The 12,312-nt window shown below is 64.8% G+C and carries 11 protein-coding genes; 10 read left to right on the forward strand and 1 reads right to left on the reverse strand.

From position 1 onward, the window contains the following. The first annotated feature begins 234 nt into the window (after nucleotides 1-234). From CAL18_RS00350 to CAL18_RS00360, 3 genes are all read left to right on the forward strand, one after another. Entirely contained in the window at nucleotides 235-1,170 is a 936-nt protein-coding gene (locus tag CAL18_RS00350) for a LysR substrate-binding domain-containing protein (RefSeq protein WP_094817130.1), read from the forward strand. A 92-nt stretch (nucleotides 1,171-1,262) separates the two neighbouring features. Next, nucleotides 1,263-2,807, forward strand: a complete 1,545-nt coding sequence (locus CAL18_RS00355) for an acetolactate synthase large subunit (RefSeq protein ID WP_026639596.1) — start codon at nucleotides 1,263-1,265, stop codon at nucleotides 2,805-2,807. Nucleotides 2,808-2,861: 54 nt separating this feature from the next. Then, nucleotides 2,862-3,842, forward strand: a complete 981-nt coding sequence (locus CAL18_RS00360; protein ID WP_094817131.1) for a Bug family tripartite tricarboxylate transporter substrate binding protein — start codon at nucleotides 2,862-2,864, stop codon at nucleotides 3,840-3,842. Nucleotides 3,843-3,950: 108 nt separating this feature from the next. Here CAL18_RS00360 and CAL18_RS00365 read toward each other — a convergent pair whose 3' ends face one another. Next, entirely contained in the window at nucleotides 3,951-4,646 is a 696-nt protein-coding gene (locus tag CAL18_RS00365; protein ID WP_094817132.1) for a GntR family transcriptional regulator, read from the reverse strand. 172 nt (nucleotides 4,647-4,818) lie between these two features. On the opposite strand from CAL18_RS00365, the gene gabT reads away from it, so the two are divergent. The 7 genes from gabT (at nucleotide 4,819) to CAL18_RS00400 (ending at nucleotide 12,312) form a co-directional block, all read left to right on the forward strand. Next, nucleotides 4,819-6,156, forward strand: a complete 1,338-nt coding sequence (gene gabT, locus CAL18_RS00370) for a 4-aminobutyrate--2-oxoglutarate transaminase (protein ID WP_249278357.1) — start codon at nucleotides 4,819-4,821, stop codon at nucleotides 6,154-6,156. After that, nucleotides 6,153-7,133: an aminopeptidase gene (locus CAL18_RS00375; protein ID WP_026639592.1), complete on the forward strand. Its 981-nt coding sequence runs from the start codon at nucleotides 6,153-6,155 to the stop codon at nucleotides 7,131-7,133. Before gabT ends, CAL18_RS00375 begins: the two co-directional genes overlap by 4 nt. Continuing rightward, nucleotides 7,130-7,903, forward strand: coding sequence for an enoyl-CoA hydratase/isomerase family protein (locus CAL18_RS00380; RefSeq protein WP_094817134.1), 774 nt, complete (start codon nucleotides 7,130-7,132; stop codon nucleotides 7,901-7,903). Before CAL18_RS00375 ends, CAL18_RS00380 begins: the two co-directional genes overlap by 4 nt. 17 nt (nucleotides 7,904-7,920) lie before the next feature. After that, nucleotides 7,921-9,123, forward strand: a complete 1,203-nt coding sequence (locus CAL18_RS00385; RefSeq protein ID WP_026639590.1) for a CaiB/BaiF CoA transferase family protein — start codon at nucleotides 7,921-7,923, stop codon at nucleotides 9,121-9,123. Nucleotides 9,124-9,286: 163 nt separating this feature from the next. Further along, entirely contained in the window at nucleotides 9,287-10,522 is a 1,236-nt protein-coding gene (locus tag CAL18_RS00390; RefSeq protein ID WP_026639589.1) for an ABC transporter substrate-binding protein, read from the forward strand. Between the two features lie 15 nt (nucleotides 10,523-10,537). Then, entirely contained in the window at nucleotides 10,538-11,413 is an 876-nt protein-coding gene (locus CAL18_RS00395) for a branched-chain amino acid ABC transporter permease (protein ID WP_026639588.1), read from the forward strand. A 2-nt stretch (nucleotides 11,414-11,415) separates the two neighbouring features. After that, nucleotides 11,416-12,312: a branched-chain amino acid ABC transporter permease gene (locus CAL18_RS00400; RefSeq protein WP_026639587.1), complete on the forward strand. Its 897-nt coding sequence runs from the start codon at nucleotides 11,416-11,418 to the stop codon at nucleotides 12,310-12,312.

Consider the following 12,312-nt stretch of genomic DNA (forward strand, 5'->3'; position numbering starts at 1 on the left):
ATCGGCGCTAATATTGCGCCGTACCGATTCGATTCCTGTCGGGCGCGCCAGAACTTCGCCTGCCGGCGTCGTCCTTCCGTCGCGCTGTAGCTTATTTCGCAGGCGTCGGTCTTTGTCGGGCCGACAGCCGCGCCGCGCTCCTTCAGTGCCTGTCGGGTCATTGCTCTGCCGGCCTCGCGCTACCACCTTCCGATGGCGGCCGCACCGCATTCTTCCAGGGGAATTCATCGCATCATGCGTCGTATCCGCACGCCCAGCATGGCGGCGCTGACTGCCTTCGAGGCGGCGGCCCGGCACGAGAGCTTCACGCTGGCCGCGCGCGAGTTGTCCGTGACCGAAAGCGCCATTTCGCGGCAGATCAGTCTGCTGGAAGAAAGCCTGGGTGTGTCGCTCTTTGTTCGCGTCAAACAGCGGGTGACGCTGACCCGGCCGGGCCTGCTGTACAGCGAAAAGGTGCGCGCCTCGCTGCGTGCGCTGGAACAGGACACGCTGGCCATCGCCGCGCATGGCAGCGGTCGGGGCAATCTTGAACTTGCGGTGCTGCCGACGTTCGCGCTCGAATGGCTGATTCCACGACTGCCCACGTTCTACGCGCGCTATCCGGATGTACGTATCAACATGGGCGTGCGCACCGCCCCGTTTTCGTTCGAAAACGAACACTTTGATGCCGCCATACATCACGGCAAGCCCATTTGGCCGCACGCCACGCTGGAACTACTGTTTGGCGAACGCATGGTCGCCATCGCCCGCGCCGACCTGATCGGCAAGCCGCTCGAGCGCGCCGAAGACCTGCTGCAGTACACGCTTCTGTATTCCACCACGCGGCCCGAGTCCTGGCGCCAGTGGTTCGAACTTGCCGGCGTGGCGCAGATGCCTGAATCGATCGCCAGCGCCGGCTTCGAGTTGCAGTCGATGGTGGTGCGGGCCGCCGAAGCAGGGCTGGGGGTTGGCCTGGTGCCCGAATTCTTCGTGCCCGAGGCCGCCTGGCAGAATGGGGTGATACGGGCGCATCCACTTTCGATGCTGGCCGAAGATTCCTACCATCTTGTGTACCCGCTTGAGACTCGGGACAACCTGCCGCTGCAGTGCTTTCGCGAATGGATACACCAGGAAGCGCGGGGCTTCGCCGCCGAGCTGCGGTTACCGCCATCCGATAGGGTTGATGACTAAAACTCATCATATGGCAATTATTTGTCGCTTTACGCCTGGGTAGAAGCGATAAAAAATGGCGGGTTCAGTAGAAAACTGCGGGAAGAGTTTTTATGAATGGCGCCAAAAGTCTGGTTAAAACCCTGCTGGCTTCCGGTATCGATACTTGCTTTGCGAATCCCGGAACCAGCGAAATGCATTTTGTTGCTGCACTCGACCAGGTGCCGGGCATGAAATGCGTGCTGGGCCTGCAGGAGAACGTGGTCACCGGCATGGCCGATGGTTATTTCCGCATCGCCCGCAAGCCTGCCTGCACCCTGCTGCATTGCGGCCCGGGGCTGGCCAATGGCATGGGCAACCTGCACAATGCCCGCCGCGCACGCAGCGGCATCGTCAACATTGTGGGCGACCAGGCCACCTACCATCGCCCCTTCGACGCGCCCCTGACCGCCGATACGGCCGGAATGGCGCAGACGGTGTCGCAATGGGTGCGCACCAGCGTCGACAGCGCGCGCCTGGGCCGTGACGCGGCTGAAGCCGTCGCCGCGGCGCGCAGCTTTCCCGGCCAGATCGCCACGCTTATCCTGCCCGCCGATGTGTCCTGGAACGAGGGTGGGGTGGTCGGCGAGCCGGTGCCCGCGCCCGCGTCGCTGCCGGTAGACGGCAATGCCATCGAGAACGCCGCGCGCACGTTGCGCGCCCATGGCGCCGACACCCTGATCCTGGTTGGCGGCACGGCGGTGCTGAGCGACGCGCACCCCTGGCTGTGGCGCATCGCGCAGGCAACCGGCGCCACATTGATGGCCGATTTCGTCACCGCGCACCTGTCGCGCGGCCGGGGCCGCCTGCAGCTCGAGCGCACGCCCTACGTGATGGAGGCTGCCATCAAGGCGTTGCAGCGCTACAGGCACATCATTCTCGTCAACGCCAAGCCGCCCGTGGGCTTTTTTGCGTACCCCGGCCTGCCGTCGACGCAGTATCCGCCCGACGCCCAATTGCAGGTGCTGGCGCGCGCCGACCAGGATCCGCTGCCTGCGCTGCAGGCTTTGGCGTCGCTGCTGAACGCGCCCGAGGTCGCCATCCCCGACCCGGGGCCGCGCCCCGCGGTTGCGACGGGCGCGCCCACTCCGGAGGGCCTGGCCCAGACCGTGGCCGCCGTCATGCCCGAACACGCCATCATCTCGGATGAGAGCGTGTCGTTCGGGCGGGGCTTTTATAAGTTCAGCCATGCGGCGCCGCCCAACGACTGGCTGCACCTGGCTGGCGGCGCGATCGGCGATGGCCTGCCTGTGGCCACCGGCGCCGCCATCGGCGCACAGAAGCAGCGCCGCGTGATCAGCCTGCAGGCCGACGGCTCGGCCATGTATTCGCTGCAGTCGCTGTGGACGCAGGCCCGCGAAAAGCTGCCGTGCACGACCATCATCCTGAACAACAGCAAGTACAACATTCTTATCGGCGAGTACGCCAACGTGGGCGCGACCCCGGGCGATACCGCGATGAGTATGCTGGACCTGGGCAACCCGGCGCTGAACTGGGTGGGCCTGGCCAACGCCATGGGCGTCGAGGCCGCGCGCGCCACCACCCTGGAGCAATGCGCAGACCTTATGCAGGCCAGCTTCGGCAAGCAGGCCCCATTCCTTATTGAGCTTATGGTGTAAGTACAGCGCCGTAGACTACCTTTTGTCCCTTACCTGGATGGAGACACATCTTTCATGAAACACCGGAAACTTTCCCAGATCCTGGCCGCAGCCGTCATCGGTGGTACGGCGTTGTGCGCGCAGGCAGACGACTATCCGTCGCGCCCGATCACGTTGATCGTGCCTTACCCCGCCGGCGGCACCACCGACCTGGCCGCCCGTACGATCGCCCACGCGATGGGCCCGCTGCTGAAGCAATCCATCGTGGTTGAAAACCGCGCCGGCGCGGGCGGCAATATCGGCATGGGCGTGCTCAAGCGTTCCGCCGCGGACGGCTACACCATCGGCATGGGCACTATCGGCACTCAATCGATCAACCAGTTCATCTACAAGGACATGCAGTTCGACCCGGCCAAGGACTTCGCGCCCCTGGCCATGGTGTTCACCACGCCCAACGTGATTGCGGTCCGCCAGGACGCAAAGTGGAAGTCGGTGCAGGACCTGTTCGCGGACGCCAGGCAACGCAAGGACGCACTGATATCGTATGCCTCGCCCGGCGTCGGATCGTCGGTGCACGTGACCGGCGCCTACCTGGAGCAGGCTGCCGGCATCAACATGCTGCACGTGCCCTTCAAGGGCGTGTCTGCGTCCATGCCGGCATTGATCGGCGGCCAGATCGACGTGCTGATGGATAACCTGCCCAGCACGATCAGCCAGCTGAAAGACGGTTCGCGCGTGCGCGCCCTGGCAGTTACTTCTGCCGAGCGTTCGCCCTTGCTGCCCGATGTGCCTACCGTGGCCGAATCGGGGCTCAAGGACTTCGACGTGACGGCGTGGTTCGCGCTGTACGCGCCGGCCGGCACGCCCGCCGAGGCGCAGGCCAAGCTGATCGAAGCGGCAAAGCAGGCTTTGGCGACCCCTGCCGTGCAGGAGCAGTTTTCGAAGCTCGGCGCCACGCCCGGTTCCATTACCGGCAAGGACCTGGCCGCGTTTGAAGTCGCCGAACGCGAACGCTGGGGCAAGCTGATCAAGGAACGCAACATCACCACGGACTGACACCGCGCCGTACCCCGCGGCGGCACCTTACTCTTGGCGGCGCAGCAGCGCCGGACTTAGATGCGGCCGCCCAGGCCAGGCGCTGCGCGCCTGGCCTGGGCGGCCGCGCTACAGATATTCCTTATACCGCTGGATGTATTCGCGCGCGCTGGTGTTCAGTTCGCGCACGCAGCGGTCGGCGGCGTCGGCGTCGCCGCGCATCATTGCCGCGAGCAATTCGCGGTATTGCTTGATGCCGGCTTCCGCGCGGCCCGGCAGCACGGCCACCCGCCGCATGGTGACCCGGGTGCGCTCGTAGATCCGTTCGATCAGGTCGCTGAGTATCGGATTGCCGGCCAGGCTTGTGACGCGGTAGCGAAAGCGCATGATGGTGTCTACATGCCCTTCGATATCGCCGTCGCGCAGGCTTTGCTCGAACGGCGGGCCGAGCCATTCCTGGAGCTCTTGCCAGTCTTCCGGGCGGGCGTTCTGCATGGCCAGGCGCACCGATAGGCTGTCCAGCGCTTCACGCACTTCGTACAGGCGGTAGGTGGTCTGCATGTCTACCGGCACGACGATGGCGCCCTTGTTGGGCACGCGCTGCACCAGCCCGCGGTCTTCCAGGGTGGCCAGTACCTCGCGCGCCTTGGCCCGCGTGATGCCGTAGTGCTGCGCCAGATCTTCTTCGGGAATGCGCGAGCCTGGCAGCAATGCCTGTGCGGCAATGCGGTCGCGCACGTCCAGCACCACGGCCTGCGTGGAAATCAACTTTCTTTTTGCTGCCGCCGGCTTATCGCTGGCCGCGGGCTTGGTTCGGGTTGCCATTTCCACCGTTCCTGAAAGGCAAATTGGGTGAGCGGAATGATAACACCCGTTTGGGCTCAAGATTGTGCACAATTTTATATCCCAAATTGTAATTCATCGTTGACACAATCCTGATTCCGCCCCAAACTGCTTCCGTCCGATCGATGGGACGCTCGATATCAGGAGAATGGCTTTGCATACCGATCACTCGACGGGGTTGCCCGGCCCTCGTTGCCAGGAATACTTGAACCGGCGCCAGGCGCTGGTTGCGCGCGGGGTGGTCAACGGGCCGCCCATATTCGCCCAGGAGGCTTCCGGCGCCACCGTTATCGACCTGGACGGGCGCCGCTACCTGGATTTCGCCGGGGGCATAGGCACCCTCAATGTGGGGCACGCCCATCCCGAGGTCGTGCAGGCCGTCAAGGAACAGGCCGACGCTTATCTGCACACCTGCTTCAACATCGTGATGTACCCGGGGTATATCGAGCTGGCCCAGGCGCTGGTCGATCAGGTGCCGGGCGACTGGCCTAAAAAGGTCATGCTGCAAAGCACCGGGGCAGAGGCTATCGAAAACGCGATCAAGATCGCCCGGTGCGCCACCGGCCGGCGGGCAGTGGTGGCATTCGAGAATGCATTTCACGGCCGCACCTACATGGCCCTGTCGCTGACCGCCAAGGCGCCGGCGTACAAAACCGGCTTCGGCCCGCTCGCGGGCGACGTGTACCGCGCGCCTTTTCCGGTGCCTTATCGCTGGCGCGGCGATGTTCAGTCGTGCGTGGACGACGCCTTTGCCCGGCTGCGGCGTATGGTCGAAACCGAGATCGGGGCCGACCAGGTGGCGGCGATCGTGATTGAACCGGTGCAGGGCGAGGGCGGGTTTCATGTTGCGCCGCCCGAGTTCATGCAGCGCCTGCGCGATTACTGCACCCGCCACGGCATCGTCATGATTGCTGACGAGATCCAGTCGGGTTTCTGCCGCACGGGGCAGTGGTTCGCCACCGAACACAGCGGCGTGCAGGCTGACTTGTACACCCTGGCCAAGTCCATGGGCGGGGGCATGCCTATCGCCGCCGTGGTGGGCCGGGCAGACTTGATGGACGCGCCCGCCGTAGGCGGGCTGGGCGGCACCTACGCCGGCAACCCGCTGGCCTGCGCCGCGGCATTGGCGACCATGCGCATCATGAAGCGCGACGACTACGCGGCCAAGGCCCGCCAGTTGGGCGAGGTGCTGCAGGCGCGGTTCGCGAAATGGGCTCGGGATATCGACATCGTGGGCGATGCCCGGGGCGTGGGCGCGATGCAGGCGGTGGAAATCGTGCAGGACAAGGCCGGCGCCGAGCCCGCGCAGGATTTGGCCGCCCGCATCGTGCAGTATGCCTACGAGGCCGGCCTGATCCTGGTGAAGGCCGGGTTCCACGGCAATGTGCTGCGCTTTCTCGGCCCGCTGAACATGAGCCAGGCCGAACTGGAGCAAGGCCTGGATATCCTGGAAGCCGCCATCGTGCGTGTGTCGCGGGAGGCTCGCGCATGAACACGCTGCTCAAGCTCGACAATGCCCGCAAAGTGGTGCGCCTGCTGGGCGCGGCCCGGCCCGACATGAACGTGCTGGTGCTTTACGACTTCTATACCGAGCACAATGTGCAGCCCCTGGCCATTGCGGTGCAGGAAGCCGGCGCCGTGCCGCACCTGATGCAGATACCCGGCAGCCGCCAGCATGGCCGGCCGTTCTCGGACGTGGTGGCCAAGGCGATGTGCGCGGCCGATCTGGTCATTGCCCTGACGCGCGCCAACGCCGCGCACACCGAGGCGCGCCAGCAGGCCACTCGCGCAGGCGTGGGCGTGATCGTCCTGCCCGAATCCGATCTGCCGGATTTCTTCCTGGCCGACGGGTGGAACGCCGACTTCGAGGCCCTGCGCCCGCAGATCCAGGGCCTGGCCGACGCGTTGAGCCGCGCCGACCACGCTCGTGTCACCAGCGCCGCCGGCACCGATATCCGCATGAGCATCGCCGGACGACGCGGACGGGCCCTGCATGGTTTCGCCAACACTGTCGATATTTCGGCGGGCTATTGCCTGGAGTCCAGCCTGGCCCCCGTTGAGGGCACCGCCGAGGGCGTCATCGTCGTAAACGCCAGTATTCCCGGCGTGGGGCTGGTGCGCGACGAGCCGGTGCGCATTGTGTTTGAGCGCGGCATGGCCGTCTCCATCGAAGGCGGAGACCTGGCAAGGCGGTTCCGCGATCTGCTGGCCAGCTTCCAGGATCCGGGCGTGTACAACCTGGGCGAGCTGGGCGTGGGCATGAATCCCTGCTGCACGCTGGACGGCACCATGCTTTCCGACGAAAGCGTGTACGGATCGATACAGTTGGCATTGGGAACCAGCGCCTACATCGGCGGCACGGTGAAGGCAGCTGCCCACTACGACACCATCGTGACCGACGCGCAGCTGTGGCTGGATGATCGGCTGGTGCTTGACGGCACGCGGCTGATGCTGGAGGAACAGTCATGACGATACGCGTGCAACAAGGCAGCGACGGCATCGCCACCGTACTGCTGGACAGGCCGGAGAAGCGCAATGCCTTCACGCTGGATATGTACCGGCAGTTCGGCGCGGCCATCGATGCGCTGGATGCGGACGACAGTGTGCGTTGTATCGTTGTGCGGGGCGCCGGCGGCGCGTTCTGCGCCGGCAGCGATATCGGCGGCTTTGATGAAGAGCGGGGCGACGCCCAGGTGGCGCGAGAGTATGCCGAACTGACGCTGGACATGACCGACCGCCTGAAGCTCACGCGCCATCCCACGGTGGCGTGCATCGAAGGCGCCTGCGTGGGCGGCGGGCTCGAGATCGCGGCGTTGTGCGATGTGCGCATCGCGGCTCGCAGCGCGCGCTTCGGCATACCGATCAACCGCATAGGCCTGACCCTGGACTACCGCGAGCTCGAAGACCTGGTTGGCCTGATCGGCCCGGCACATGCCCTGGAAATCCTGCTTGAAGGCAGTGTGTTCGGGGCGGACGAGGCCATGTCCAAAGGGTTGCTGACCCGTGTGGTGGACGACGAGCAGGTGGTCGAGCACGCCTACCAGTGTGCGGCGCGCATCGCCAAAGGCGCGCCGTTGGTCAACCGATGGCACAAGCGCTTCGTGCGCAAGCTTGCGTCGGGCGTACCCCTGAGCGAGGCAGAGCGGCTCGAGCCCTACGCCTGTTTCGACACCGAAGACTATCGCATTGGCAAGGCGGCTTTTCTGCGCAAGGAAAAGCCTGCTTTCCTGGGCCGTTAAGAAGGAAATCCGTAGTCATGGCAAACGAAGTCAAGCAGCCGCTGGCCGGCCTGAAGGTCCTGGACCTTTCTCAGATCATGGCCGGCCCGTATTGCACCATGGTGCTGGCCGACCTGGGCGCCGAAGTCATCAAGGTGGAAAAGCCCGGAAGCGGCGATGATTCGCGCGAGATGGGGCCCTATGTCAATGGGGAGTCCACCTGCTTTGCCCAGATCAACCGCAACAAGATGGGCATTTCGCTGAACCTGAAGCATCCGGATGCCCGCAACATCGTATATGACATGGTGCGCTGGGCGGATGTGGTGGTGGAAAATTATCGCGTCGGCGTCACCCGCTCGCTGGGGCTGGATTACGACACGCTCAGCGCCATCAACCCCCGCCTGGTGTACTGCTCGATTTCCGGTTACGGGCAGACCGGTCCGTACGCAGGCAAGGGCGGGTTCGACCTGGTGGCGCAGGGCATGACCGGCATCATGAGCATGACCGGCGAGGCCGGGGGAAGGCCGTTGAAGTCCGGCATCGCCATCTACGACATCGGCGCCGGACTGACGGCCTGCTATGCCATCCTGGCGGCCTGCCTGCATCAGCGCCAGACCGGCGAAGGGCAGCACATCGATATTTCGCTGGCCGAATGCGGGCTGCCCTGGTTCATCTGGGAAGCCGCGGCGTACTTCGCCGAAGGCACGGTGCCGCAGGCGACCGGCAGCCGGCACCGTGTGTCGGCGCCTTACCAGGCGTTCCAGACCGGAGACGGCTACATCATTATCGGCGCGGCGAACCAGCGCACCTGGGAAAAGCTCTGTGCCGATGTGCTGGGGCGTCCGGAATGGATCACCGACCCCCGCTTCGCCACGAATTCTGACCGCATGGCCAATATCGAAGTGCTGGAATCGTTGCTCGAGGCGGAGTTCGCCAAGGCCGATGCCGCTACGTGGATACAGCGTTGCGAAACGGCAGGGGTGCCATGCGGCCCCATCAACGATTTCGGCCAGGCGGTCAACGACCCGCATTACGCGGCGCGCGGCATGATCCAGGAACTGGATCACCCCCGGCTGGGGCGCATGAAGACGATCGGCATACCTACCCATTTCTCGCATACGCCGGGGCTGGTGCGCACGGCGGCGCCGCTGCACGGCCAGCACACCGACGAGGTGCTGGAGCGTTTCGGGGTGGACGCGGCGCGCCGTGCGCAGTTGCGCGAAGCAGGAGCCATCCAGTAGTAAAGCAGGCAGTTCGACCGGCGGCGTACGAACACGCAGCCGGCCAGGCAGCAAGCCCGAGCGTCGTCAGCAAGGGCCGACAACAAGAGCAACAAGGGGCCGGGCAGTCCAAGCCGGCATATTCGAAGAATCGCAATGCGCATACGGCGCAGAAGGAACGAATATGAAGCACAGCATCAATCGCAGCCGCCGCCAGTTCGTGTCGTCCAGCGTGGCCCTGGGGGCCGCCTCGGTGTTTCCGTGGGCCGTCCGGGCCCAGTCGCCAGGCGAACCGTTTCGAATCGGGGCGCTGAACTCCATCACGGGCGTGGGCGGGCCCTATGGCGGCGCCATGTTGCAGGCCATCCGCATCGCGGTCGACGAAGTCAATGCAGCCGGGGGCGCGGCGGGCCGGCAGCTGGCCCTGTACGCCGAGGACGACCAGACCAAGCCCGACGCCGCCGTGCTGGCGGTCAAGAAGCTCATCGACATCAACCGGGTGCAGGCGGTGGTTGGCGTGTGGCCGTCGGCGGTGGGGCTGGCCATCATGCCCATCACCAACAATGCCGGCGTCATCATGATGAACACCTGCGGCGCGCCCGAGATGCAGACGGAAAACAAGCGCGGCCTGGCCTGGATGTTCCAGGCGTCCAACGCCGTATTCGGCAAGGCGTTTGCCGAGATCGCGCGCCAGCGCGGATTCCAGCGGCCGGCGGTGATGGCGTTCAATAACTCGACCTTCGTCGGCCTGGCCAATTACTTCCGGCAAACCTGGGAAGCGGGCGGCGGCAAGGTCAGCGAACTGGTTATCTACGAGCCCAACCAGACCACTTACCGCACGGAACTGAACCGCGTGCTGGCCACCAAGCCCGACGTCATCGCCCTGGGCTCGTACCGCCCGGACGCGACGATCCTGCTGCGCGAATGGTTCCAGTCCGGCCAGGACTGCAAATTCATCATGCCCGGATGGACCGCCAATGAAGACTTGGTCAAGGCGCTGGGCAAGGAAGCCACCGAAGGCATTATCTCGGTCTCGAACGTGGCGGCCCACGACCACGAAGCCTACAAGAGCTTTGCGGCGCGCTTTCGCGACAAGATGAAGCGCGATCCCGACGTTTTCGCCGCGCAGAGCTATGACATGGTGATAACCCTGGCCCTGGCGCTTGAAGCGGCCGGCGCCCAGGCCACCACGATGGACATCAACGCGCATATCAAGCCCGTGACGTCCGGGGGCCAGAAGGTGTCGTCGTTCCAACAGGGGCGCGAAGTCCTGAAGTCCGGCGGCGACGTCGACTACGAGGGGGCGTCGTCGAGCCTGAACTTCGGCCAGCACGGCGAAACGGTTCCGGACTTCGGTGTGTTCGAAATCACCGACGGCAAGCTCGTCCTGAAAGAGACAGTGCCGGGTTCGCTAGCCTGAGGCACGGAGCAGAACATGGACTGGATTGCAATCCTGAACGCGGCGATCAACGGCATCGTGCTCGGCACGCTGCTGGCACTGCCGGTGCTGGCGATTACGATGGTATTCGGCATCGCGCGCTTTCCCAACGCGGCCACGGGCGACTACATGACGCTGGGCGCCTACACCGCCATCGCGATGCAGACTTTCGTAAGCAGTTCGCTGGTGCTTGGCGTGCTGGCCGCCTGCGCAGTAACGGCCCTGGTTTCGGTGGGCTTTTACCTGTGGGTGTTCCGGGCGCTGGCGCATCGCTCCAACATCGCGCGGCTGGTCGCGTCGCTGGGGGTGGCGTTCGTGGTGCGCAATACCATCACGTTCTTTGCCGGCCAGGATCAGTACAACCTGGACGTGCCTCTGGTGCGGGCCTGGAACTTCAACGGGGTCAGGATCCTGCCCACCGATGTGTACATCCTGGCCACCGCGACGGTCGCGCTGATCCTGGTGTTCGTGCTCTTGCACGCTACCCCCATGGGACGCCGCATGCGAGCGGTGGCCGATAACGCCGACCTGGCGGCCGCGAGCGGCATACGATCGCGGCGGGTGATGCTGTGCCTGTGGACGCTGTGCGGCGTGTTCTCCGGTCTGGGCGGCGTGCTGCTCGGCATCAAGGCGGTGGTGATTCCCGAACTGGGTTTCGAACTGCTCATGCCGATGTTCGCGGCCGTGATCCTGGGCGGTATCGGCCATCCGGTGGGCGCGGTGGTGGGTACGCTGCTGTTCAGCGTGTCCCAGGAGATTGCCAGCCTGTACTTCGAACCGTCCTACAAGATCGTCATGGCGTTCGGGATTCTGCTGGTCGTGCTGCTGGTGCGTCCGCAGGGCATCTTTGGCCGGCCGATGGCAGCGAGGTAATCATGGAAGCCTATCTGATCGCCATCTCCATTGGCATTCTGATCTACATGCTCATGGCTGTGGGCCTGTCCCTGCACTATGGTTTTACGGGGTTGGTCAACTTCGGCCACGTGGGTTTTTTCGCAATCGGCTCGTATGCCTCCGCGCTGCTGTCGATGCAGGGGGTTCCCATCCCGCTGGCCATGTTGGGCGCAACGGTGCTGACCGCGCTTGCGGCCTATCCGATGGGCATTATTGCGCTGCGGCTGGGCAGCGATTACCTGGCCATCGTGACGCTGGGCTTTTCCGAGTCGGTGCGCATGATGCTGCAAACCGAAGAATGGCTGACGCGGGGCATGCACGGCCTGCCGGGAATTCCGCGCATGTTCGCGGGGTGGGTACCGGCCGACCAGATCGACTTCTGGATCATGATCAGCCTGCTGGCGGTCAATGCAGCAGTGTTCTGGCTCGTGACGCGCGTCATCCGCAGCCCCTTTGGCCGGGTAATCGAGGCCATCCGGGACAACGAGGTGGCGGTGCGTGCGCTCGGCAAGGATCCGGCGCGGTTCAAGACGCGATCGCTGATGCTGGGCGCGGCCCTGGCAGGCCTGGCGGGCGCCTTCCAGGCCCATTACCTGACGTTTCTCAGCCCCGACCAGTTCGTGCCGCTTATCACCTTCTACATCTGGATCGCGGTGTTCGTCGGCGGCGTCAACCGGCTGTCGGGGGTGGCGCTGGGTACGGTGATCCTGATCGGGTTCCTGGAAGGTTCGCGTTTCGTGCGCGAGTTCCTGGGCGGCATTTCCGAAGTGCAGATGGCCAGCGTGCGTATCTGGGTGATCGGCATGGCGCTGATTCTTATCGTTCTTTACCGCCCGCAAGGCGTACTGGGCAAGCCGACGGGAGGCAAGCAATCGTGA

It is taken from the genome of Bordetella genomosp. 7 (assembly GCF_002261415.1).
In the GTDB taxonomy this organism is placed as follows: domain Bacteria; phylum Pseudomonadota; class Gammaproteobacteria; order Burkholderiales; family Burkholderiaceae_B; genus Bordetella_A.